The organism is Microbulbifer variabilis (assembly GCF_056232115.1).
This window is the reverse complement of record NZ_CP174325.1, coordinates 1,787,266-1,811,588: the sequence shown is the minus strand read 5'-3', so window position 1 is coordinate 1,811,588 and position 24,323 is coordinate 1,787,266. Positions and strand designations below refer to the sequence as shown.

18 protein-coding genes are annotated in these 24,323 nt (G+C 52.1%); 5 read left to right on the top strand and 13 right to left on the bottom strand.

The annotated features are described in order from the left end of the window. Positions 1 to 281: 281 nt before the first annotated feature. The 7 genes from aroB to ACJJI7_RS07940 all read right to left on the bottom strand — a co-directional run bounded on the left by aroB (position 282) and on the right by ACJJI7_RS07940 (position 6,987). Positions 282 to 1,367: a 3-dehydroquinate synthase gene (aroB, locus tag ACJJI7_RS07970; RefSeq protein WP_020413638.1), complete on the bottom strand. Its 1,086-nt coding sequence runs from the start codon at positions 1,365 to 1,367 to the stop codon at positions 282 to 284. 78 nt (positions 1,368 to 1,445) lie between these two features. Next, positions 1,446 to 1,970, bottom strand: coding sequence for a shikimate kinase AroK (aroK, locus tag ACJJI7_RS07965; RefSeq protein WP_020413639.1), 525 nt, complete (start codon positions 1,968 to 1,970; stop codon positions 1,446 to 1,448). After that, positions 1,967 to 4,174 (bottom strand): type IV pilus secretin PilQ, encoded by a 2,208-nt coding sequence (locus ACJJI7_RS07960; protein ID WP_444902348.1) that lies wholly within the window; start codon positions 4,172 to 4,174, stop codon positions 1,967 to 1,969. The genes aroK and ACJJI7_RS07960 overlap by 4 nt, the downstream gene beginning before the upstream one ends. Continuing rightward, positions 4,174 to 4,704, bottom strand: a complete 531-nt coding sequence (locus ACJJI7_RS07955; RefSeq protein ID WP_020413641.1) for a pilus assembly protein PilP — start codon at positions 4,702 to 4,704, stop codon at positions 4,174 to 4,176. The genes ACJJI7_RS07960 and ACJJI7_RS07955 overlap by 1 nt, the downstream gene beginning before the upstream one ends. Continuing rightward, positions 4,701 to 5,321: a type IV pilus inner membrane component PilO gene (locus ACJJI7_RS07950; protein ID WP_020413642.1), complete on the bottom strand. Its 621-nt coding sequence runs from the start codon at positions 5,319 to 5,321 to the stop codon at positions 4,701 to 4,703. Before ACJJI7_RS07950 ends, ACJJI7_RS07955 begins: the two co-directional genes overlap by 4 nt. Before the next feature lie 12 nt (positions 5,322 to 5,333). After that, positions 5,334 to 5,909 (bottom strand): PilN domain-containing protein, encoded by a 576-nt coding sequence (locus ACJJI7_RS07945; RefSeq protein WP_020413643.1) that lies wholly within the window; start codon positions 5,907 to 5,909, stop codon positions 5,334 to 5,336. 1 nt (position 5,910) lies between these two features. Next, the gene (locus ACJJI7_RS07940; RefSeq protein WP_282951891.1) at positions 5,911 to 6,987 is read right to left on the bottom strand and encodes a pilus assembly protein PilM; all 1,077 of its coding nucleotides are present in this window, start codon (positions 6,985 to 6,987) and stop codon (positions 5,911 to 5,913) included. A gap of 147 nt (positions 6,988 to 7,134) precedes the next feature. Here ACJJI7_RS07940 and ACJJI7_RS07935 point away from each other — a divergent pair, with 147 nt between their 5' ends. Continuing rightward, complete coding sequence (locus tag ACJJI7_RS07935; protein WP_282951892.1) at positions 7,135 to 9,795, top strand: penicillin-binding protein 1A; 2,661 nt, start codon at positions 7,135 to 7,137, stop codon at positions 9,793 to 9,795. A 117-nt stretch (positions 9,796 to 9,912) separates the two neighbouring features. On the opposite strand, the gene ACJJI7_RS07930 is transcribed toward ACJJI7_RS07935, so the two are convergent. From ACJJI7_RS07930 to pilG, 6 genes are all read right to left on the bottom strand, one after another. Next, on the bottom strand, positions 9,913 to 10,395 hold the full coding sequence (locus tag ACJJI7_RS07930; RefSeq protein WP_353375740.1) for a chemotaxis protein CheW: 483 nt from the start codon (positions 10,393 to 10,395) through the stop codon (positions 9,913 to 9,915). A 34-nt stretch (positions 10,396 to 10,429) separates the two neighbouring features. Then, positions 10,430 to 16,810, bottom strand: coding sequence for a hybrid sensor histidine kinase/response regulator (locus tag ACJJI7_RS07925; protein WP_444902619.1), 6,381 nt, complete (start codon positions 16,808 to 16,810; stop codon positions 10,430 to 10,432). 159 nt (positions 16,811 to 16,969) lie between these two features. Continuing rightward, a complete protein-coding gene (locus tag ACJJI7_RS07920; RefSeq protein WP_020413648.1) occupies positions 16,970 to 19,108 on the bottom strand; it encodes a methyl-accepting chemotaxis protein in 2,139 nt (712 codons plus the stop codon). Between the two features lie 163 nt (positions 19,109 to 19,271). Then, on the bottom strand, positions 19,272 to 19,811 hold the full coding sequence (locus ACJJI7_RS07915; RefSeq protein WP_020413649.1) for a chemotaxis protein CheW: 540 nt from the start codon (positions 19,809 to 19,811) through the stop codon (positions 19,272 to 19,274). A gap of 16 nt (positions 19,812 to 19,827) precedes the next feature. Further along, positions 19,828 to 20,190, bottom strand: a complete 363-nt coding sequence (gene pilH / locus ACJJI7_RS07910; RefSeq protein ID WP_026305112.1) for a twitching motility response regulator PilH — start codon at positions 20,188 to 20,190, stop codon at positions 19,828 to 19,830. 235 nt (positions 20,191 to 20,425) lie between these two features. Further along, complete coding sequence (gene pilG / locus ACJJI7_RS07905) at positions 20,426 to 20,821, bottom strand: twitching motility response regulator PilG (protein WP_020413651.1); 396 nt, start codon at positions 20,819 to 20,821, stop codon at positions 20,426 to 20,428. A 351-nt stretch (positions 20,822 to 21,172) separates the two neighbouring features. Here pilG and gshB point away from each other — a divergent pair, with 351 nt between their 5' ends. From gshB to ruvX, 4 genes are all read left to right on the top strand, one after another. Next, positions 21,173 to 22,129 carry a glutathione synthase gene (gshB, locus tag ACJJI7_RS07900; RefSeq protein ID WP_444902349.1) on the top strand — a complete coding sequence of 319 codons (957 nt, stop codon included), beginning with the start codon at positions 21,173 to 21,175 and terminating at the stop codon, positions 22,127 to 22,129. A 105-nt stretch (positions 22,130 to 22,234) separates the two neighbouring features. Continuing rightward, positions 22,235 to 23,143, top strand: a complete 909-nt coding sequence (locus ACJJI7_RS07895) for an energy transducer TonB (protein ID WP_020413653.1) — start codon at positions 22,235 to 22,237, stop codon at positions 23,141 to 23,143. A gap of 35 nt (positions 23,144 to 23,178) precedes the next feature. Beyond that, positions 23,179 to 23,763, top strand: coding sequence for a YqgE/AlgH family protein (locus ACJJI7_RS07890; protein WP_020413654.1), 585 nt, complete (start codon positions 23,179 to 23,181; stop codon positions 23,761 to 23,763). Between the two features lie 59 nt (positions 23,764 to 23,822). Continuing rightward, positions 23,823 to 24,248, top strand: coding sequence for a Holliday junction resolvase RuvX (gene ruvX / locus ACJJI7_RS07885; protein WP_026305114.1), 426 nt, complete (start codon positions 23,823 to 23,825; stop codon positions 24,246 to 24,248). Positions 24,249 to 24,323 lie beyond the last annotated feature (75 nt).

The window sequence follows — 24,323 nt, the reverse complement described above, 5'->3', positions numbered from 1 at the left end:
AAAAATGCTCAAAGCTTTGCGCTACGCTCTCCTGCGGTCCCTGGCTAAAAGATCCCGAGATAAAAAAAGCCCTCTGGTGGGGCTTTCTTTATTGTTCTTGTTGGCGGTCGTCACGCCCCGCCATTATTTTCGGGGGGCGCGCAATATTACTTGCCCAACACTAGCTTTTCAATATTTTGTAGTTTTTTTATCTGCCAAACACCAATTAAGCAGATATATTTCCTGTATTGGCGAATTCTAGTTATCCAGTACTCCGATTTTAGGATCTTTCGAGGCGGTCATCACTTAGCACCACAGTTCTTTAGCGCTTCTATAACCTTTTCCCTCGGTGTGTCATCGACGACTTTTGCATTGCCCAACGCCCTTAAGAGCACCAATCGCAGTTTTCCATCCACCACCTTTTTGTCCACCTGCATAGCTTGCAGGAAATGATCAACGGTCATATCCGCAGGGGATTGCTGCGGTAGTTGGGCTTTAGCTAGTAGGCTTCGAACCCGCTTTAATAAATCATCATCTACATCGCCTTGCAATCGTGATAACTCCAGTGCCATCACCATCCCTGCGGCAACCGCCTCTCCGTGTAACCAACGTCCATAGCCTTGGACGGCTTCAATGGCATGACCAAATGTGTGGCCAAAATTCAATATGGCACGACGTCCAGCCTCACGCTCGTCACTGGCCACAACTTCAGCCTTATCCCGGCAACACCGGTCAACGGCGTAAGCCAGCGCCTGCGGATCACGGCTCAACAGGGCGTCAATATTTTGCTCGATCCAAGAGAAAAATGGTTCATCACAAATCAGGCCATACTTAATGACCTCGGCTATGCCAGCAGAGAACTCCCGATCAGGTAAGGTCACTAAAGTATCCATATCCGCCAAGACCAGGCGCGGCTGGTAAAAAGCCCCAATCATATTTTTACCAAGTGGGTGATTTACACCTGTTTTACCGCCGACAGAAGAGTCGACCTGTGCGAGGAGTGTCGTAGGCACTTGAATGAAATCAACGCCGCGCTGGTAGCAAGCTGCAGCAAAACCACACATATCTCCAACAACACCACCACCCAATGCAATCAGGGTTGTTGTGCGGTTATGACGCTGCTCCAGTAAAGTATCGAAAATGCGATTTAGTGTATCGAGGGTCTTAAAGGACTCGCCATCAGGTAACTCGACAACATCGACCTTGTCGAAGCTGGACAAGCCCTTGAGTAATTGCTCTAGATATAAGGGGGCAACAGTTTCATTGGTAACAATACAAATCTGCTGTCCACGTATATAGGGCAGCAGATACTGTGAATCACCCAGGAGTTGTGAACCAATAATAATTGGGTAGCTACGCTCCCCCAACTCTACATTCAGGCAATGCATTGTGCTCTCCTTCCCGCCACCGCTGAGATTCAGCGAACTGAGTAAATGAGAGGCACTTTAGCACAGAGTCCAGGGAGGTTATTGGGAGAGGGTGTTCTGCAATCGTTCAACCACCAGCGCTACAGCCTGCTTGGGTGTCAGGTTATCAGTATCGCAAATAACATCTGCCACTTCACGATAGAGAGGTTCGCGCTCGTGCAATATTTCCTCAATACGCGCACGTGGGTCCGGAACCCGTAGAAGCGGTCGGTTGCTGTTTTTTGAGGTACGTTCGAATAACTGATCCACACTGGCCTGCAGATAGACAACAAGGCCGTACTTTTGCAACTGCCGGCGGTTCTCTTCCAACAGCACTATTCCGCCACCAGTACCGATAATCTGACACTCTCCATGGCATAGTTCTTCGAGTACTTCACTTTCACGGCGTCGAAAACCCGCCTCCCCTTCTACATCAAAAATCCAGGGAATGTCGGCACCGGTACGCTCTTCCAGCACCTTATCGGTATCGGCAAACGGCAGCTGTAATTGTGCAGCAAGCAATTTGCCGATGGTAGATTTGCCGGCCCCCATGGGGCCGACCAAAAATATGGAACGGTTAATCACTTAGAGTAAAAATTCTCATCTTCCATAATTCGAGGAGTGATAAACATGAGAAGCTCTCTCTTATCATCAGTTCGAACGCTTCTCTTGAATAGGTTACCTAAATAAGGAATATCCCCCAATAAAGGCACTTTAGTTTCACTTTCAAGGATATTACTTTCGAATATCCCACCTAAGACAATAGTCTCACCATTTCGCACTAATACTTTAGTTGACAGGTTATTAACATTAATTGAGGGTATTGATGCAAAATCAGTTACTTCAATCAATTCACCAACACTATTCTGTTTGATATTTAGTGCCATAATAATGTTGTTATCTGGGGTAATTTGCGGAAGTACCGTAAGCTCCAATACGGCTTCTCTAAAAGTTATAGATGCGGCACCTGATGAGGTTCTTTCCTGGTAAGGGATTTCCACACCAGATTGAATCGTTGCTTCCTGCTTATCCCCTGTAACAACTTTAGGCTGGGAAACTATTTCAGCCTTACCCACATCTTCCATAGCTGACAGCTCGAGCCCCAGGTAAAAATTGTCCTTCAAGATAGCATAGGCCAAACTTCCCACCGCATTTGGCGCACCAAGGTCCACCATTAAGGGGTCCAATACATTTGGTGAGCCAGTCAAAACTCCATTGACAATTCCTACGTCATCATCCTCATCAAGAGGCAAATGCCCCCCAGCGCCAACTCCCGAAGTACTATCATTAATTTCATCAGCGCCAACATAATTCCATTGAACGCCCAATTCACTGGCAAAGTCACTATTAGCTGTAACAAGGCGCGCTTCAATCATCACCTGGCGGATTGGGATATCAATAACCTCTATCAACTCCCGAAACTGAGCAATTTTATCTTCCGTATCCGTCAGAATAATTGTGTTTGTTCTCTCGTCTACAATTGCGCTACCGCGAGGTGACAAAATACTCGCTTTATTGACATCCCGGCTATTTCCACCAGCAAATCCACCTTGCCCGGAGCTATCGCTATCTTTCCCTGAAAATAAAGTGAATATTTCTCCAGCATCAGCATAGCGGACACGGATATATTCAGTTAATAATGGAGCCAGTTCTTGAAGCTGTTTGCGGGTTTCAAGCTCTTGGCGCTCCCGCTCAGCAATCTCAGCGGCAGGCGCAACCATGATCACGCTGCCCTCCTGACGCTTATCCAGACCTTTTGCTTTCAAAATCAAAGCCAATGCTTGGTCCCAAGGTACTCCATCAAGTCGCAGGGTAATTCTTCCCTCAACTGTATCGCTTGCTACAAGATTCAGTCCCGTGAAATCGGCAATTATCTGAAGGACAGATCGCACTTCAATATCCTGGAAGTTCAGCGATAACTTTTTACCACTAAACTGAAACTCTTTTTCCTTCTCCTTTATCTCCTCAGCAGTGAGAGGCTTAACACTGAGCACATATTCCGTATCTGCCTGGTAGGCGAGATAATCATAATCAACATCGGTGGGGTCAACAGCTATAACTGTATTTTGTCCATCGTAGTCAACAACGATTGAATTTACCACTGTAGCAAAATCAGTGACGTCAAGACGTTGACGCAATGACTCAGGTAATTTCGCCCCCAGAAAAGTTAGATAAATCTTTCCTTTGGTACGCTCTACATCAATATTTACTGCTGGGTCAGAAAGGCTGACTATTACTTTGCCCTCTCCTTCTTCTCCGCGGCGAAAATCAACATTGTTAATCGCAATAGAGCCTGAAGTGCGAAACTGCTTTTCACCTCCAATACTAAGGCCACTATCATGAGTCATTGTGTCAGAAGGAGCGACTACCGTTGCCTGCTCAACCGAACCGGCACCAATCTCCAAAACCAGCTGATTACCTTTAACCTCACTGGTATAAGCCGGAAGCTGGTCCAGGTTGACTATCAAGCGGGTTCGATCTTCACTCGAGACAATTACTGCGCTTCGAGCCCCGCCTATTCCGAGAGAATACTTCTTTTGTGGCAGAGAACTCTCTACACCAGCAAGATCCATCACAATTCGTGCTGGCTGCTCAATCGTATATCCAGTTGGCTCAGGGGGTACATCGGTAAACGTTAAACGTAATTGCACCCTGCTACCAGGCAGCTCAGAAAACTGGATATCATTAAGCTGATTTATTTGAGCCTGTAAGGCAGCTGGAAGTACCGATAAAGCGAGCAATAATAGTTGAAACGGAGCTAAAAACTTGGCAAGTTGCTTTTTAATCATTATCCGTTGTCCTTTTCTTCCAACGTCAGTGCCCGCGGCCTCTCAATCCAGCCACCAGTGCCATCAGGTACAATTTCCAATACATCGAGCTGATCGGCATTAGCATTGACCACTCGGCCGTGATTTTTTCCAAGATAGTTTCCTATCGTCACTCGATGAATACCTCCGGCACCATCATCTATCAGCCCCCATAGTTGGCCATCCCGTGACAAAGTACCCACCATAGAAAGAGCGTCAAAGTTGAAACCTTCAAGCAACTCGCGACGACGGCTCATATCGGGGGCAATATCCAGTTTTCGTCCCACTAAGCGTTGCTCTGACTCCAATATGGGTCTTGTAAACGGGCTTCTCAGTGCCGCAGCGCTGTATACATATGGGCTGTAAGGAGTAAACGTCGGAATTGGCTCTATCTGCCCCTGGGGTCTTCTTTCAACCTCAGCCATTCTTTCTGTTAAATCTGAATGGTCTGCATTCAAACTACAGCCTGACACTGTAACGAACGCGATAACAAGGATGGAAAGTCTTATCATTCCTCATCCCCTTGGTCTTTATAACGATATGTTTTGGCATTAATCACCATATTGAGCAAACCACCACTGTCACGGCTCGCTGAAATATTAAAGTCATGTAGAGTCACGATTCGCGGCATGCCCGCAATACCACTAATAAAAGAGCCAAATTCATGATAGCCACCATGAACCTGGATTCTAATTGGCAGCTCCACATAAAATTCGCCTACCAATTCGTCTTGCAGAGCAACTTTTTCAATAGTTAAACCACTGCCACGACCATACTCATCTATATCCTCTAACAGACCTGGGACCTCAGTATCTTTCGGTAGCTGCTTAAGAAGAGCACCGAAAGTCTCCTCCATTTCTACCAGCTGTTCCCTATAAGCATCCAAGTTCGCAGCTTCAAATTGTTTCTTTTCAAACTGAGTAAAAAGGTCCTGCTCTTTTTTAGCGGCAATATCCAGCCTGCTATATAAATCACCAACCCAAAAATAATAACCGAGACCAATTATAATTGCCGTAATGATCACTAGTAGAGCAACACGCCCAGGTAAGGGCCAAACTCCAACACGGCTAAAATCGATATCATTGATATCCAGATTTTCAAGCTGTTTTAACGTATCCCCCAATGCCATGATCAGGATCCTTTAATTTGCTTCATCGACGTGTTCATTCTCTTTTTTTCGTCCACTGAGATTTACCGCCAATTGAAAAGCGCTGGCTTGCTCGCCAAAAGCTGGGCTCGCAGTGACGCCAGTAAGATTTGGGGAATCATACCAATCAGACTGATCCAGGTTTCGCATAAAAGAAGAAACCCGGTTATTGGATTCAGCGATTCCAGATATTTCCAGGCTATTTCCCTTCCGCTGGAGAGAATTTAACCAGAGCCCCTCTGGGGTCGCTTGGACCAATTCATCAAAATAGCGCACAGCTAGAGGTCTATTCCCCTGCAGCTCCTGGATCACCCGCATGCGGTCAATGAGCTCCTGGCGCCGTTTCTTCAAATCTTTAATTTCACGCACCTGTTTATTTAGCGCACTGATTTTCTCCTGAAGAAGCTGGTTACGCGCGTTTTGGTTTGAAACTTGCTCGTCCACAGTCTCTATCCATGCAAACACTAATAGCGCTGCAGCAATTACCACTAGCAAAGCTACTTGTTGAAAGTCCTTTTGCTTCTTAGCTCGATACTCCTGGCGCCAGGGTAGCAGGTTTATTTTGGCCATATCAGTACTCCTTCTCCCGCATCGCTAACCCTGCGGCAATCATCAACGCAGGTGCCTCATTGGCCAGAGACTGGCGATTTATTCGCGAGGAGAGGCTCATCCCATGGAAAGGATCAGCGACTAGTGTGGGTTTACCCAATTTCTCACCAACTAACTCGGATAACCCCTCCATTGCTGCGACGCCACCGCTGAGCAGAATGTAATCCACATCACTATATGAGGTGGAGGAGTAAAAGAATTGCAGTGAGCGAGTAACCTGCTGAATGACAGCATCGCGGAAAGGTTCCAGTACCTCAGCGTAATAATCATCCGGCAATCCGCTGCCTCCCTGGTGCTTGGCCAATGAGGCTTCCTCGGCAGACAGACCATAACGGCGCTGGATTTCATCAGTAAGCTGGCGGCCACCGAAAAGCTGTTCACGTGTGTAAACAGTCTTGCCGTCAACAAGAACTGACAAAGCACTCATGGTGGCACCAATATCCACTACAGCGACAACCATTTGCTCCTGAGGCGGAAATTGATCTTCCAACAGGGTATAAGTTCGCTCGATGGCATAAGCCTCCACATCGACAACACCCGCTTCCAACTCCGCTTCGCTGAGAGCAGAAATTCGCTGCTCAATATTTTCACTGCGACAAGCCGCGAGCAGAACTTCCACCTGATCCTCACCCTTTTCAGATGGCCCCTGCACCTCAAAATCCAAACTCACCTCTTCAAGTGGGTAGGGGATGTACTGATCAGCTTCGAGAGCTATACGCGCCTCCAGATCTTCATCGGAGAGATCTGCGGGCATTTCGAGAGTCTTTGTGATTACTGCCGAGCCGGAAACGGCTACTGCGGCACGACGCAGACGAGTCTTGGACCGGCGCACCACCTTGCGAATAGCTTCGGCTGTGGCTCCAACATCATTGATGTTCTTATCTACCACCGCATTGGGTGGAAGAGGTTCCACGGCGTAACTTTCGACACGATATTTATCACCATTGCGACTTAGCTCCAGCAACTTCACTGCAGTCGAGCTAATATCGAGTCCCAGCATGGCCTTCGGGCCTTTATCCAGAAAAGGGAAAATCCCCATTTTTCTTATCTTTTCCGTGGGTTATGAAAGTTTGATGTTATAGCACTTTAAATTACCGCTTCAACCAGCATTTGCATAGGTAATAGCGCACAATATTCGTATAATTATTCACCGAATCTTACAAATGAAGTACACAGAAGCAGTTTCATGACCGTAAAAGCCCGAAATCGTCTACTAGCACTGCTCTGGCTCTGTCTCGCCGGGACGGCCGGCGCAGCCATGACTCTCGCCAGCATTTATCTTTACTTAAAGCCCGGGCTGCCCTCCGTTGAGAGTCTGCGCGACATTCGCCTGCAGACTCCCCTGCGAGTCTATTCACAGGATATGAAGCTTATTGGGGAGTTCGGGGAGAAACGACGTAACCCGATTACCATTGAGCAGACGCCAGAGCCTTTTATCAAAGCGGTTTTAGCTGCCGAGGATGCGAGTTTTTACTCTCACAATGGTGTTTCAATCAAAGGCTTGATCCGCGCGGCTTCACAACTAATTCGAACCGGCTCAATTCAATCGGGCGGTAGTACCCTGACCATGCAGGTGGCGCGCAACTTCTTCCTGAGCCGGGAACAGCGCTTCGTACGTAAGTTTAATGAGATTCTGCTATCTTTACAGATTGAGCGCGAACTCAGCAAAGATGAAATTCTCGCCTTATATATCAACAAAATTTTCCTGGGTAACCGCGCCTACGGCTTCCAGGCCGCCGCTCATGTGTACTACGGCCGCGATATCAAAGACCTGAACCTGGCCCAGTGGGCCATGATGGCGGGCCTTCCCAAGGCGCCCTCCACATTCAATCCAATTGCCAATCCGACCCGTGCCCTGGTGCGGCGTAATTGGATTTTGAAACGCATGCTCGATCTCGACTATATCGACCAGGATGAATACAAACACTCCATTACCGCTCCTGTGACCGCCAGCTACCATAGCCGCGACCTGGACCTGGATGCCCCCTATATTGCCGAGATGGCACGCAAGGAAGCGGTGGAGCTATTTGGTGACAGCGCATATACAGATGGCTACCAAGTCATCACTACTGTCGATAGCCGCCTTCAGGACGAAGCGCGCAAAGCCCTTCAGCATGGCCTGGAAACCTATGATTCACGCCATGGCTATCGTGGTCCCGAGCAACGCCTACCACCTGAGCTGCTGCACGATAGCGACCAGTTGATCGATCTTCTCAATGAAATACCAGTCCTGGGAGGGCTTGAGCCAGGGGTAGTAACGGCAGTAAAGCCCAAGCTCCTACAGGTTCAGTTACGGGATCGCCGGGTTGTAGAGGTTCCCTGGGAGAATGGACTTAAATCCATTCGCCCCTATATCTCCGAAAGTGCTCGCGGACCACTTTTGCAGTCCGCAGACAAAATGTTTGCCCCCGGTGACGTCGTTCGGTTACGCCGCATTGAAATTGATAAAACTGATGAGGACCAAGCTGCAGTTCAAACTGTGAGCGTGGCGGAAGAAGTGCCTCAACCCGATCCTTTCGCCAGTCCTGAAGAAGAGGGTCCCGATCCCCAGGAGCCCCAGGTCACCGAAGAGTGGGAGCTGACCCAGGTACCCGCCGCCCAGGGAGCCTTGGTTTCCATCGCCCCTGAGGATGGCGCAATACGCGCATTGGTGGGCGGTTATGACTTCCGCCAAAGTCACTTCAACCGGGTAACCCAGGCGGCACGTCAGCCCGGTTCGAGCTTTAAACCCTTTATCTACGCATCGGCTATCGAGCGGGGCTACACTGCCGCCAGCATGATCAATGATGCCCCGATTATTTTTGAGGAAACCAACCTTCAAGATGTATGGCGCCCCGAAAATGATGGCGGCACATTCTTAGGCCCAACCAGATTGCGTATGGCACTCTACAAGTCACGCAATATGGTCTCCATTCGCCTGCTGCAGGCTCTGGGACTGGACTATGCCTTGGGCTTTGTGGAGGGCTTCGGCTTTGAGCGCAGCAAGCTGGCACGCAACCTGACTATCGCGCTCGGCAGCTCGGCTCTGACTCCATTAGAAATGGTTCGTGGCTATGCTGCCTTCGCCAACGGCGGTTATCGGGTGGAACCCTACCTGGTGGACCGAGTGCTGGATGTTAATGGCAAAATGCTCTACCAAGCTTTACCGCTCACCGTTTGTAACGACTGTCCAGAGCCCGGCAACGAACCCCAGGGTTTTAATCGGGAACCCGTGGATCTGGCAGTGTTGCAACAGGAAGGGGAAGGGCCAGATCAAGGCGAGACGCCCCCAGAACTAGAGGTTCTTCCTGTCGGCCCTATGGACCCGACAAAATCCCAGGCAAGGCCACTGGCGCCGCGTGCCATGTCACCAGAGACAGCGTACATCATGGATTCCATCCTCAAGGATGTGATCAAGAAAGGCACCGGCCGCCGTGCACTCGCCATGAAACGCGGGGATATCGCTGGTAAAACCGGAACTACCAACGGACCCCGCGATGCCTGGTTCTCGGGCTACAGCCCCTACCTGGCCACCAGCGCTTGGGTCGGCTTCGACTCCTATGGCGAACTGGGCAAAAATGAATACGGTGGCTCTGCAGCTCTACCTATCTGGATAGACTTTATGACGGCCGCGCTGGAGGGATTGCCGGAGCGTCATTTGGCCCAGCCCGACGACATTGAGACCGTACGCATCAACCCGGAGAACGGCCTGCGTACTTCCTATGGCGGCATGTTCGAAATTTTCCGCACCAATCGGGTGCCCAGTCGCGAGGTCTACAACCCCTATCGCAACCGCTATACGGATGAAGATCGGGATATGCCCGGACGGGAACAACCGAGAGAATCCCTGCCGGAGGAACTATTCTAGTAGATTTGCTTCGGCAAATATGAAGGGGCATTTGCCAATTACAAAAATAAAAAGGGGCCTAATGGCCCCTTTTTTAACACTCTATCCAAAAAGATATCGCACTATTTGGGAGTAGCCTCAGTCCATCTCACGGTACTTAAGACAGGCCCGCTCCAGTCCCTGTAGATCGGGGATCACAGCTTCTTCACCGGAAAGTGCCACGTGCATCAACTCACCAGGATTCAATGTATGCTCACGCAGAGCCAGCTCTTCTGGAGTCACCCGTACCAGTCGAGGAGTACCCTGCAGAATGAGCGCAAAATACGGCAGGTCACCATCAGGGTTACCACTACTTAGCACCGCAATACGTCCATTTTCAGAAGTGCTACTGAGAGATTCACCGCGCATCACATCAAAAGACAGCAGTGGCAACCTCTGCTCACGCCAGATTAAGTCTCCGAGATACCACTCGGGGGCATCGTACACAGCCACAGGGGTCTGTATCGCAATGACCTCAGAGAGGCTTTCTACGGGCACCAGCATCTGTCCCTGTTGCAGGGGCAACAACAAACTGCTCACTTCCTGCGGAACATCTACTGACAGTGCTTCAACTTCACTCATTGCCTATCTCTTGTCTATAGTCTTCGAGGCCGCTTCAGCTGCCAACAGCTGAAGCACCTGCATATTCACGGATTGCCTCAAGTAAAACATCTTCCTGGTATGGTTTGCCCAGGTAATGGTTTACCCCTAGCGACATGGCATGATCCCGGTGCTTGCTACCGGTACGCGAGGTAATCATCACGATAGGGATATCCCTTAAGCGACTGCTGGAGCGGATATGGCGCGCAACCTCAAAACCATCCATACGTGGCATTTCTATATCCAGCAGAATCAAATCGGGAATCTTGTCTTGAAGCTGGATCACCGCATCCTGGCCATCTTTGGCGGTACTTACCAAATAACCCTCGCGCTCAAGGAAACGCGAGGTTACCTTACGTACCGTCACGGAGTCGTCCACCACCATCACTGTTTGCTGGCGATCTTCCGGTTCGGGCTTAGGCTCAGCCTGCAGCTGCAACTGTGGCATTTCCGGGCGAGCGAGCTGAGTTGCCTGGCGGCGCAGCAGGGCATGTGCATCGAGAATCACAACTACGGTGCCATCACCGGTTACTGTAGCTCCAGAAACTCCCTGAACCCCTGCAAATTGTGGCCCCAGGCTCTTCACCACAATCTCCCGGCTGCCGCGGATAGCGTCAACCTGCAAAGCCATGGCGTGCCCTTCTGAACGCACCAGCAAAACTGGCAGCTGCATATCGTCAACACTGAGTTTGGGCTGGGCACCGGACTTCAGTAGGGTACCGAAGTAGTTCACTTCATAAAGTTCACCGGCGTACTCAAAGCGCGCATCCTCGGAACGGTAGTAATGCTCCAGCTCAAAAGGACTGAGACGCACAATACCCTCGATAGTATTCAGCGGTAGGGCGAATAAGTCCTCACCGATTTTTACCATCAAGGCGCGGTTAACAGATACCGTAAACGGCAACCGCACGACAAACTCAGTTCCGGCACCTGCTTCGGAGTTGATATGTACACTGCCACCGATCTGCTTGAGTTCGGCGGAAACTACGTCCATACCCACACCTCGACCGGAAATCTGGGTTACCTTTTCTGCAGTAGTAAACCCCGCCTGCAAGATAAACTGCAGTATCTCATTATTGGACAGCTCAGCATCCGGGCGCATCAAGCCATTCTCGACGGCCTTCTCCCGCACCCTGATTAAGTTAACTCCGGCGCCATCATCGCGAATGGTCAAAACCACTTCGCTACCTTCTCGCGCCAGGGCTACATCGATACGACCGCGCTCTGCTTTACCAGCTGCAAGACGTTCTCCCGGCATCTCGATACCGTGGTCCACGGCGTTGCGTAACATATGTTCAAGTGGCGCAACCATACGCTCGAGCATGGATCTATCCAGCTCACCCTCCACGTTGGAGAAAACGAGCTCAACCTGCTTGCCAAGTTCGGCACTCACCTGACGCACAATACGACGCAAACGCGGTACCAGACGGGAGAAAGGCACCATGCGGCTGCGCATCAGGCCTTCCTGCAGCTCGGTATTCACCCGTGACTGTTGCAACAACAAAGTCTCTGTATCACGCGCTTTGTTATCAAGCGTTGAGCGCAGTTCCATCAAGTCAGAGGTAGACTCCAATAGAGAGCGGGACAGCTGTTGAATAGATGAGTAGCGGTCCATTTCCAGTGGGTCAAAGTCACCATCTTGTTCCGCCAACTGCTCCTGGCGGAAGAGAATTTGTGCTTCGGTTTCCCGGTCCAGACGGCGCAGCTGTTCATTGAGGCGCAACAGAGTTGCATCCATCTCGTCCAGGGCCAGGCCGAACTCACTCATCTGCTCTTCGAGGCGACCACGTGAAATAGCAGTCTCACCGGCAAGGTTAACCAGCTCTTCCAGAAGCTCAGCGGCAACACGTACCATTTCCTGGGGTTGGTTACGAGTAGGAGTCGCAACCTCTGTATTGGTAGTGCTGGACTTGCGAATAAACGGCAATACGTTCCCGCCTTCCGGGTTTTCCACTGGCTCCGGCAGCAGGGAAGGAATGTCGGATGAGTCGACCGGGGTCTGACCCGGCAACTCTACTGTCGGCATAGGCTCTTCGACAGCGTTGTTTACCTCTCCCTCGATTGGAGGTGCTTCAACGGGCATTTCCTGCAGAGGCGCTTCGCTGCCAGAAACCTGCACTGCAGCTGCTGACGCAACATGTCGATCTGCCCAATCGGTACTGAGCAATTGAACGAAAGCTTCCAGCTGCTCACCCACCATCCAGGCGCGTATGGTTTCAACCCCGTCAGCTATTCGATCGTGGATACGGTGAGCATCGGCAAAAAATTCTGGCGTGGGGCGCGTATTATCACGCATACCCTCAATGACAGTTTCAAAACGGTGGGCAACTTCACCAAGCCCCATCAAGCCAGCCATACGCGCACCACCTTTAAAGGTATGCAACACCCGCTTCAAGGCTTCCGCTTGTTCGTGACTTTCTGGCACGTCCTCCCAGCTCTGGATCAACTCTTCCAGCTCGTCGGTAAGATCACCGGCCTCCTCCATAAAGACATCAACCACATCGGGATCAATGTCAGCCAGCAGACGCTGTTGTTCCGCAACCCGGTCTTCGCTGTGGATAGCAGCTGGCTCAGCAACCAAAGAGATCGCCGTTACAGGTTCCTCCGCGATTGTAAGTTCCTGAGGGATATCGATAAGCTCCGGATCAGGGTGCTCAGTGATAGCTCTATCGGCACGACTATCAGCTGGAGTCTCGGAGAGTGCCTGATACAGGTCATCCAGTGTGGGTTCCTGGGCCTCTTCTGCTTGGGGCTCAGCCACTTCAATATTACTGTCCGGCTCAATGACTTCAGCTGTTGGCCGCGACTCATAATCATCCGGCTCGAGTACTGGTTGCTCCGCTTCAATCTCTACAGCGATAGCTACCTGCTCTGACTCCTCTTCTGCGGATGCGACAGAGTCCAGCTCTTGGGGCTCTATCCCCAATTCACTCAGATCGTAGTCTTCCTCCGCAGCCTCGACAGTTGCCTCGTCCTCCGCCAGATAGCGCAGCGCCTCTTCAACGGCTTCACTCACTTCTGGCAGATCCTGGGCTGCAGCCACGGCATCAACAAGGTCGAGCAGCTCATTGTGTCCTTGTTCCAGAGAAGCCCAAAGTGCAGGCTCCTCCTCAAGCTTGCCGGCCAGCACCTTGCGATAAACAGCCAATAGCAATTGTGCTAGTTCGGCCAGAATGGGCAACTGCGCACGACTGGCAGCCTCTTGCAGGACGTCCAGCTCTTCAGCAACTTCGTTGACTTGAGTTTTATCCGTGGGATTCGCTCGCCATTGGTTGAGCATCTGGTCGGCATCCAACAGAACCCGCATGCCATCGGCCATCAGCACCGCAAGCAACTGTGGGTCTACCGCTTTCGGTTCGTTGGCCTCGCGCTCACGTATCAGATGGCCTACAGAGCGCTCCTGCAATTCCGCTACGCGAGCAACAAACTGCTCAGACTTTTCTACCTGAAGGAGCTCGGCCGCGCGAATCTGCCCCAATACCTGACGAACATAGCTGGCACCATCACCGATCAGCTCGAAGATATCCGCATCAATGGGCACCTGATAAATGCGCAGTTCTTTCGCAAAGCGCTCCAGCGGCGCCATCATCTCGGCAACCACCTTAACTTCCGCCATGTGGGCAGAGCCTTTGAGGGTGTGCAACGCGCGATGGAGCGGATCGCTTGGTACTCCATATACCGGGGCAACTGCGCGCATTTCCATGAGGAAATCATCAACAACAGCGAGGTGCGTCTCAGCTTCCTGGGCGAAAATCTCCCAAAGCTGCGCGCGATCGTCGCTGTTGTCATCTTCAACAGTATCGCTCGTTGAGGCTTCACCAACATCCAACGCCAACAGCTCTTCAGGGATCTGCCCCTGACTAAGCTGCTCAGCCCAAGCCTGCAATTGCAGGGTAAGAGGCTGATCTGGGTCCCCTTTGCCAAGGCGGAAAGCCTCAACCATTGAGGGCAGTTTTTGGAAGACCTGCTCAATCAGGAGTACATGGGCCCGCTGAGGCGTGACGCTGTCATCAATCACCCGATTCAGCATATTCTCCACTGACCAGGCGAGCTCACCGATGTCCAGCGCCTCAACCATACGGCCGGACCCTTTGAGGGTGTGGAAACCACGTCGGAATTCCACCAGAGCATCAGTATTGGCAAAATTTGCCGCCCACTCAGGGAAGTAGTTGCCTATATGGGTAAGGACTTCACTGGCCTCTTCGAGGAAGATTTCAATGATCTCATCGTCGATCAAGCTTTCGCTGTCGTCCACAAATACCTGGGGTTCTGCAGACTCTTGGGCCGGCCCCTCAACGGGTTGAACACTAGTTTGCTCCCCTGCCGGTACGGGCGCCTCAACTTCCGAAGTCTCAACAGCGGAATTCTCTACCGCTTGTGTAGCTACTTCAGCCTGTGCATTTACCCCATTATTTGAGAGCCTGTCATCGTCCTGATCAGCCGTAGTGGAAAGCTCTTCTTTGGCAACGCGTGGAGCAGAAACGGAAATGGATTCCGCTTTGGTAACATCGTCTCCACCGGCAACACTCTCAAATGGTAATGTTGCTTCTTCATCAGTGTCGCTGCCACCCGGCAACTCATTAACTGCTTCCGATTCTACCGATTCAGGTACAAAAGTATGGTGATCGGTTGACTCACTTCCAGTTTCCCCGGATATGGCAAATTCGGGGTCAAGCAGATTAAAGCCATCATCCCCCTCCTGACTCTCCACAGTGGCCTGCGGTGCTTCGTCCTGGGGAGCAATTACTTCCGAAGCCTCAATCTGAGGACTTTCGAGGGCAAAGCCCAAGTTGGCCACGCTATCCTCAGCCAGCGCCAACAGCATTTCAGTATCTTCCAGCCCCTCTGAGCGGCGCTCCAGATAATACTCGACACTGGTTATCGCATCAGCCAGGGTATCGAGCATGCGCCATTCAGGCTGTTCAGCTTGCTCGATTAGGGATTTATTAATGTAACGGTTACAACAGGCAATAATTTCACCAGCACGCTGGTAGCCTACCATTTCCAGACCACCACAAACTTCCTGCAGACGTTGCGGTACCCGGCTTAAATAGCTGATATCCCAATGGCTGGCGACATACTCCATTACCGCCTCTTTCACGGCCTCAAGGCCCAGGCGCGCCTCGCGCAAAACTGAGTCGGTGGCATCTCCCATTATCGGCTGTTCATCATCGACCTGCTTATTGCGGTCAACAGTGGCAGCAAGGGCCGAATCAAGCTGTACCAGCTCACCGGCAGCACGCAGTAGGTATTCCTCGACATCGGTGCCGCGGGAGGCATCACGCAGATATTCATAGATGCCGCGGGCGCGGCCGCGCTGCGCCTCCAAGCCAAGTACGCCAAGGGTATCTGCGATCCGCTTGGCAACTGCAGCGGTATCACTTAACGGTGGTTGCTCACTGGCGCCACTCGGTTCCAGCGCCTCGCGAACCAATTGCAACTCTTCCCGCAGTGCGGCGATCGCAGTACCCAGAGCCTCAGGGCCCATGGCCAGCACGTCCTCTGTATCCGGTCGTGGTGTCCCCGGAACCGCTTTATCCAAGGCAAAACGCTGGTATAAATCCTGACAGCGCGGGCCATTTGGGCCCGCCAGGTATACATAAAAAAGAAGGTTTCGCAGGAAATCCGCATCAAGGCGGGCATCCAACACCTTGGCACCGCGCCCCTGCAATAAACGGAATTCCACATCTACACGGCGCAACAGATGGCGAAGGGCCGGCTGGACATTGATGCGGTGCTCGCCGAGCGCCTCCAGGAGCCCCAGTAAAATCTCCCACTGAGATTGGCGCCGACTGCCGCTATAAAGCAGCTGCATTTTCTCAATGATTTTATTCAGGTACGCCAGACTCTCACCACTGTTCACATCCCGAATCAGGCCGGCAGCTGCTACGTGATACATTTTGCGCAGCTTTGTTACAAGCTCCTGCAAACGTGCACTATCAGCAGTCAGTGGTTGGCGCTTGCCACTTATACGATCCAGGGAGGATAGGTCTGGAGAGAAGAGCGCACCCTCGGTGATCAGGCGCTCACGGCGGACCGCACGCAGGTCATTGAGTAAGGGTAACAGCAGGACTGCGTTATCACGACGCTGAAAAGAGACCTTCTCAAGGTAGAGCGGCAACTCCAACAATGCGCGCATAAGGAATTCGCGCGTTTCGTCGGTGTTTTCAACACTGCCACTGGCAAGGGCCTGTACCAGTTGTTCCATCTCTTCGGCGAGCATCGCTGCGCCACTGAGTTGAGCCATATGCAGGCTGCCGTGTACCTGGTGAACCAGGGACAAACTATTCTGCAGCAGTGTTGCACCCGCTTCTGGATCCGTGGCAAATGTCTCGAGGAACTGGCGCGCCTGCGCTAGGGTCTCGTTGATTTCACCAATCAGCCAATCCAGGGCCATGAAGTTCGGATTGTCGTGACTCACGCCGAGCCCCCAATAATTCATTCTCTACACAGGCGCTATACCCCGATGCGAACCTGAATCCGCGATTATCTGGAGGGTACTCCGTGCGCCCCTATGTGCCCGGTCTCCAATTGGCTACCGGGTTTTATAAGTGGGTTAGGCCAGAGCCCGATCTTCACGGGACAAGGAATCGGATTCCTCGCTATCGATAGTGAAAGTCTCAGCGTCCATCTCCGGCAGTTCCACATCGTACAGTTCACTGTTCGTCTCAATGCTCTCGTCTTGTGGCAGCTTGAAGCCGGCAACAGATTCACGCAAGGCACTGGCGGTTTGTGCCAGGTTACCAATGGACTGGGCAGTAGCCTGGGTACCAGCAGAAGTCTGCGAAGTAATTTCCTGAATCACGTTCATCGTGTTGGAAATATGACCTGCAGAAGAGGCCTGCTGGCGGGCAGCGTTGGAGATGTTCTGGATCAAGGATGCCAAGTTACTGGATACGCTTTCGATCTCTTCCAGGGCAACACCGGCATCCTGAGCCAAGCGGGCTCCACGTACCACCTCAGTGGTGGTCTGTTCCATGGAAATTACCGCTTCGTTGGTATCAGACTGAATGGCTTTAACCAGGCCTTCAATCTGCTTGGTAGCGGCGGCGGAACGTTCCGCGAGTCGCTGAACCTCGTCCGCAACCACCGCGAAGCCCCGACCAGCATCACCAGCCATACTCGCCTGGATGGCTGCATTCAAGGCCAGGATGTTAGTCTGGTCAGCAATGTCGTTAATCAGGCTTACGATATCGCCAATCTCCTGGGATGATTCACCCAGACGCTTGATTCGCTTGGAGGTGTCCTGAATCTGCTCGCGGATGTTATCCATGCCTTTAATGGTGTTCTGTACCACCTTGGCACCGTTACTCGCGATATGTACCGAGCGCTCGGCTACCTGGGCAGATTCAGAGGCGTTTGCAGATACCTGGTCAATGGTCACCGCCATTTCATTCACCGCCGCAGAGGCTCCGGCAATTTCCTGTGCCTGGTGTTCAGAGGCTTCGGCTAGATGCAGCGCGGTCTGCTGGGTTTCCTGGGACAGACCGGATACTTCCTGTGCAGCTCCGTTGATTCGGGATACCAGAACGCGCAGCTGGTCGATTGTAAAGTTGATGGAGTCGGCAATCGCACCGGTGAAAGCTTCTGTTACTGTCGCGGAGGTAGTCAGGTCACCATCGGCGAGGTCTGCCAGCTCATCCAGCAGCTGCATAATGGCCTGCTGGTTACGTTCGTTGGTATCGGATTCCTGTATCAGGCTGCGGCGGGTACCGGAGAACGCCATTCCCATCATCGCAAAGATCAGAAGCACGAATGCCGCTGCCAGAATGGTGATGGTCATATTGTTTGGCTGGCGTTCGTCCGCCAGGTTTACGATGCGGTCATTCAGGGTACTCAGGGCTTCGAGCAGCTGCGGCGAAGAAGCGATAATGCCGTCAGAGGCCTGGCGTGTTGCAAACAGGGCTGGAGTCGCCTCAAATATCTCGCGTACAGAGGAACTTACGAATTCAAACAGCTCAGTAATTTCATCCAGAGAGCGGCGTGCTTCTTCATCGGTAACGCGGGAGATGCCCATCACCACATCACCGCTCTTCATGCCATCCACCACTTTACCGAACAGGCTGGCATCAGTATTGAACTGATCAGCGGCCGACTCCGCATCGTCACCGCCCTGCAGCATTTTGTCGATATTCCGACCGATACGCTCCGCACGCCATACCTGCAACTGTGCCTGTTCCACCTGATTCGCCGGGGCATTGTTGGCGAGCAGTATCTCCACAATATTGTTGTGCTCTGCCTGCAGTTCAGGCAGCGAGGCACTAAGCGTGGTAGCCACATCGTTTAGGAAGATAATGGTTTCCTTGTTACCGATAATGGTATCTACCTGCTCGCGCAGTTTGCGCCAAACGGTACCATAGGTAGCCAGTTCAGCATCGAGAGCTTTTCGGCTCCCTTTATCCATACCCTGTAACTGGTTCCAGGCACTGGCCATCTGTCCAGAGACCTTTTCCAATTCCGCAAATGCAGCATCATCACCGGAAGTAGCCGCAGGTGCGTAGGAAACCACCTGATAGGAAAGTGCACGCAGTTCCGCGACTTGTTGCAGGTATTCTTTATCGCGATCGCTGCGGGTCTGCACCAAATAGATACTGACAATCAGTCCCGCCAGTACGGCGAGTACCAGCAGACCCAAACCCAGCGCGGCAGGGTTACTGCGCAACGCGGAAAAGGAACTCTGGGAGCCTGTTTTCATAGTTTACTCCTAGCGGGCCCTAGCATGAGGCCGGTTAAATACCACTTTTTACTTTTAACGCTTTAACGACAATGGCCCTCAGCCAGTGCGGACATCCCTGCACCGCTTGCGGGTCATCCCCAGCATCTCGATACGAAATGCTGGAAATAATCAGATTGGATTTTTAATGGACAGCGGCATCCATAAAGCGGGAATCACTAATCAAAGCCCGCATGTCGAACACCAGCCATCGGTCCTTCTGCAAAATAAACTGGCCATGCACCATCGGCGCAAATGGCTCAATCAAATCTGTTGGAGCTTCCCGGGCATATTCAAATGCCAGGTGCTGCATTCCGTGCAACCTGTCGACAATCAGTCCCACATAGGTTTTATCTCGCTCCAACACCAAAACACGACGCTGCTGACGTGGCCCGGTGAGGTTGCCACCATAAAAGGCAGCGAGATCAATCAGGGGTAACAGGCGGCCACGTACATTGGAAACACCTTTTACCCAGGGTTCCACTCCAGGAATAAAGGTGTACGGTGGCACTTCGAGCAATTCCACAACGTCATCCATAGAGGCGACAAAGTTATGGTCTAGAAGAGAAAAACCGATTCCGGTCCAATAGGGTTTGATTTCCCGGCGCCCAGGCAGGCCTGTGGCCTGCGCCTTTGCGCGCCGTGCGATATCAACAAGAGCTAAATAAGGTGTTTGTGACTGCACTTTGAGCAGCTGACCGTCAGGCCAACACCTCCTCAATGGCACTCAACAATTTGCCTTCATCCACAGGCTTGGTCAGGTAGGCCTTCGCACCCTGACGCATCCCCCAGACACGATCCGTGTCCTGATCCTTGGTGGTAACGATAATGATTGGAATTCCAGCTGTGCTACCGTCCTTGCTCAACTGGCGAGTGGCTTGGAAGCCGTTTAGACCCGGCATCACAATATCCATCAGAATTAAATCCGGGCGCTGCGTACGCGCCACATCCACACCATTTTCACCATTAGGTGCAGTAATTACTGCGTGGCCGTTCTTTTCCAGAATCGTGGTGAGTTTGTGTGTTTCGGTAGGAGAGTCATCAACTATTAATACTCTTGCCATCATTTCCCCCATGACATCTTCTAATCGGCAACTGTGCAACAACGACAGCGCTTGGCGGTATTATTGTCATTATCTTTGTTAGCGTGTGCCAAGTCTGCACTTACTACCAATTTACTGCCTGACTACAGGATTTTTTCATCCTGATAGATGAAAAAATCGCGCTTCCCTCAATATAAATCCTGCCCTGCGGCAGGCTTGTGGCCTCCACAGGGCCTTTTTCTTTTTATGTGCGCTGTCAAGCCGCGTGGTGCGGCTTAGCATGGGCGGAAATAGCGCCCAAAAGTTCACTCTTGCTAAACGGCTTGGTTAGATATTGATCGCAACCAACTACGCGCCCTTTTGCCTTATCGAACAAACCATCCTTACTCGACAGCATTACAACAGGGGTAGAGCGGAACTCACTGTTATTTTTGATCAGTGCGCAGGTTTGATAGCCATCAAGGCGCGGCATCATAATATCGACAAAAATAACATCCGGACGGGAGTCCGCGATTTTTGCCAGCGCATCAAAACCGTCGGTTGCTGTGACTACAGTACAACCCGCCTTTTGCAACAACGTCTCAGCAGTGCGGCGAATTGTCTTACTGTCGTCAATCACCATTACAGTCAGACTTTCCCAGTTAAGCTCCATAGTCTTTTTTGAATCCCCTGTTTACTTATTTTCGGGCACGCGAAAATTTTTTACCTGCACCCTTATTTGGACCGCCTATGGGGCCTGGGTGTCTCGCTTAGCCAAGATCGCACACTGGATGGAACTTTTATCACAGAACCCCAGGTGAATCTAGCAGAGTCGACATACCCCTAGCGATGCAGCTCAAATTATCACCACTTTGCACGCCCTCCCGGTCGGAGGTGTTAAAAAGTTGCACCTTGACGAAGCTGCTCTTACCTTATCCATCTTAAAAATCGGGAGTGGCCATACTACTAAAGCCACAACCACCGCGGCGCGGGATGAAATATCCCATCAAATATGGAAGCCCATATGAATTACTCCCTCGGTGTGGTGATGGACCCCATCGCCCAAATCAATTTTAAAAAAGATACGACACTCGCACTGTTACAGGCCGCACAAGACAGCGGTTTTCAGTTATTTTATTTCGAGCAAACAGACTTGTATCTGGACAACGGCCGGGCAATTGGCAGGGCACGGGCCCTCAAAGTATTTGACGATTCCAAGTGCTGGTTTTCCCTGGAGGAGCCTCAGGAAGTGCCGCTGGGCGAACTAGATACTATTTTGATGCGTGTCGATCCCCCTTTTGACAATGAGTACATTTATTCCACTTATATTCTCGAGGCCGCACAACGCGAAGGTGCGCTGGTAGTAAACAACCCCCAGTCCTTGCGCGACTGTAACGAGAAAATTTTCGCTACCACTTTCCCGCAGTGCTGCCCACCTGTTCTGGTAAGTAGAGATATGCGCAGGCTGCGTGAATTCCACAAGGCCCACCAAGATGTAATCTTCAAACCACTGGATGGCATGGGTGGCGCCGGTATTTTTCACTGTAAGCCTGATGGTGCCAACCTTGGTGCAATATTGGAAATGCTCACCAAACATGGGCGCCAGCAGATCATGGCGCAACGCTATATTCCCGAAATCAAGGATGGTGATAAACGGATTCTTGTTGTCGATGGTGAAGCGATTCCCTTCTGCCTTGCGCGAATTCCCGAGGCGGGTGAAACACGCGGCAATCTGGCCGCTGGTGGGCGTGGTGAAGCGCGTCCACTTACTGATCGTGACCATTGGATTGTGGAGCAGGTTGCCCCCTCTCTGAAAAAGAAAGGGCTGCTTTTTGTCGGCCTGGATGTGATCGGCAATTACCTCACCGAGATCAATGTCACCAGTCCAACATGCGTGCGTGAGATTGATGCGGCTTACAATACCGATATCGGTGCACGACTAATGAGCGCCATCACACACCGATTGGCACAAAAAGGGTAAACTGGGCGCTTAATTTTAAATTAACCCAGGCTGTTTGCCAGTGAACGGACCGGGCGGAAAGCCGAGCAAAAGCTCGGCAACAAAAGCAGTAATCGATAACAAACAATGAATTCCACCGCCAACACGACGCCACTTAACGCAGCCCAACGCGAGCGTTTTGTGTTCTCGCTATTTCTCGCCGGCGCCATTCATGCGCTTTTGATTTTTGGCGTGGCCTTTACCGATCCTGAAGGGCGCCGAGCGGCGCCTACTCTGGAAGTCACACTGGCCCAACATAATTCTGCACAAGCACCGGAAGACGCTGACTATCTGGCACAATATAACCAACTAGCCAGCGGCACTGCTGACACCCCCAAGGAGTTATCGAGCAATCGCCGCGCGGAGTTTGACGACACACAAATTCACGATGTAAACCCTTTGCCGCAGCAACAGGCCGCTCGCCCAGCTGATCAGCGCCGACAACTGATCACCACTATTGGCAATAGCCCGCAGCAGGCTCCGGAACTCCCTGCCGAAGACAAATTTTCTGAAGAAAAGCGTGGCGATGCTCCTAGTGATTTGACCCGCACCAACCCCGAGATCGCCAGCCTGCAAGCCCGCCTGGATAAAATCCGCCAGACAATCGCCCAGCGCCCACGGGTGCGCCGCCTAACTTCAGTCGCAACCAAAGCATCTGCAGACGCCACATATCTACACGACTGGCGCCAGAAAGTAGAGGCCATCGGCAGTGACAACTTCCCCGAAGAGGCCCTGCAGCAACAAATTACTGGCAGCCTGCGTATGATGGTACGCCTACTGCCCACGGGCGCGGTAGAGGAGGTAGTCATCCTTGAATCCTCCGGGGAGCGAATTCTCGATGATGCCGCCCAGCAAATTGTTCGCCTGGCGGCGCCCTTTGCACCTTTTCCTGCTGAAATTCGCAAGGACGCCGATCGCCTGGAAATCATCCGCACTTGGCGCTTTGAGATGACCGGCTTCTCCACCAGTGCAGGTGAGCTGCCCGAGCGCGGCTAAACTTGCGTTTCACTCAGGCAACCTAGAATCAAGCTATGCCCAACTCCAATATCGACAGTGACCTAACCCACGGCAGCTTGCGCGGCCAGTTCCTGCTGGCCATGCCCGGCATGGAGGATCCGCGCTTCAAGCAAACTGTGGCGCTTATTGTCGAGCACAATGAAGAGGGCGCCATGGGTATAGTGATCAATGCCCCCAGCAAGGTTCACTGGAGAGAGGTGTTTGAACAGTTATCCCTAGACGACACCAGCCTGCGGGGCGAAGAAGCCGTACTCCTTGGGGGGCCAATGTCACCGGAGCAGGGCTTTGTACTGCACGGCGCCGGGATCAAATTTGACTCGACCACCGAAATCAATATGGATATCAGTCTCACCGCCTCCAAGGACATTCTTGAATCTCTCGCTGCCGGACGCGGCCCGGACGATGTGCTACTGGCCCTCGGCTACGCCGGCTGGGGCCCGGGACAGTTGGAACAGGAGTTGGTAGAGAACGCTTGGCTGACCCTGCCAGCGGAACCCGAAATCCTATTTGCCACCCCGGTGGAAAAACGCTGGCAGAGCGCTGCGGCGCGTCACGGTATTGACCTCTCCGGCCTCGGTTCACAGGCTGGACACGCCTGATCACTCCTCTTGCAGTAAACTGCCCGCCCACATGTTTTACAATGAAAACTGCCCGGCATATGAATAAACCAGTTACCGCCCTCGCCTTCGATTTTGGCACCCGCTCTATTGGCCTCGCTTTTGGCCAGAGTCTGACTGCCAGCGCCAAGGAGCTGCCCCCACTGCCAGCGAAGGACGGCAAGCCGGACTGGGAAAAAGTTCAGCGTTTAATTGACGAGTGGCAACCGCACTACCTATTGGTCGGCCTTCCTCTGAATATGGACGGCACTGAGAGTGAATTCGGCGCGCGCGCGCGCAAGTTTGGCCAGCGCCTGCACGGGCGCACCGGGTTACCAGTGGAAATGATTGACGAACGTCTCAGTACCCGTGCCGCCAAGGAAGAGGCCGCTGAGCGAGGTCACCGCGGCAGTTACGCCGACAACCCGGTGGACTCCATTGCCGCACGCATTATTCTTGAAGATTGGCTACGAGCCCGTGACCGATAATTACCCGCTCCGAATCCCGCCATTGGAAACATGGTAGGCACCTGTCTGATAGAATTGCCCTCCCACTCAACCAAT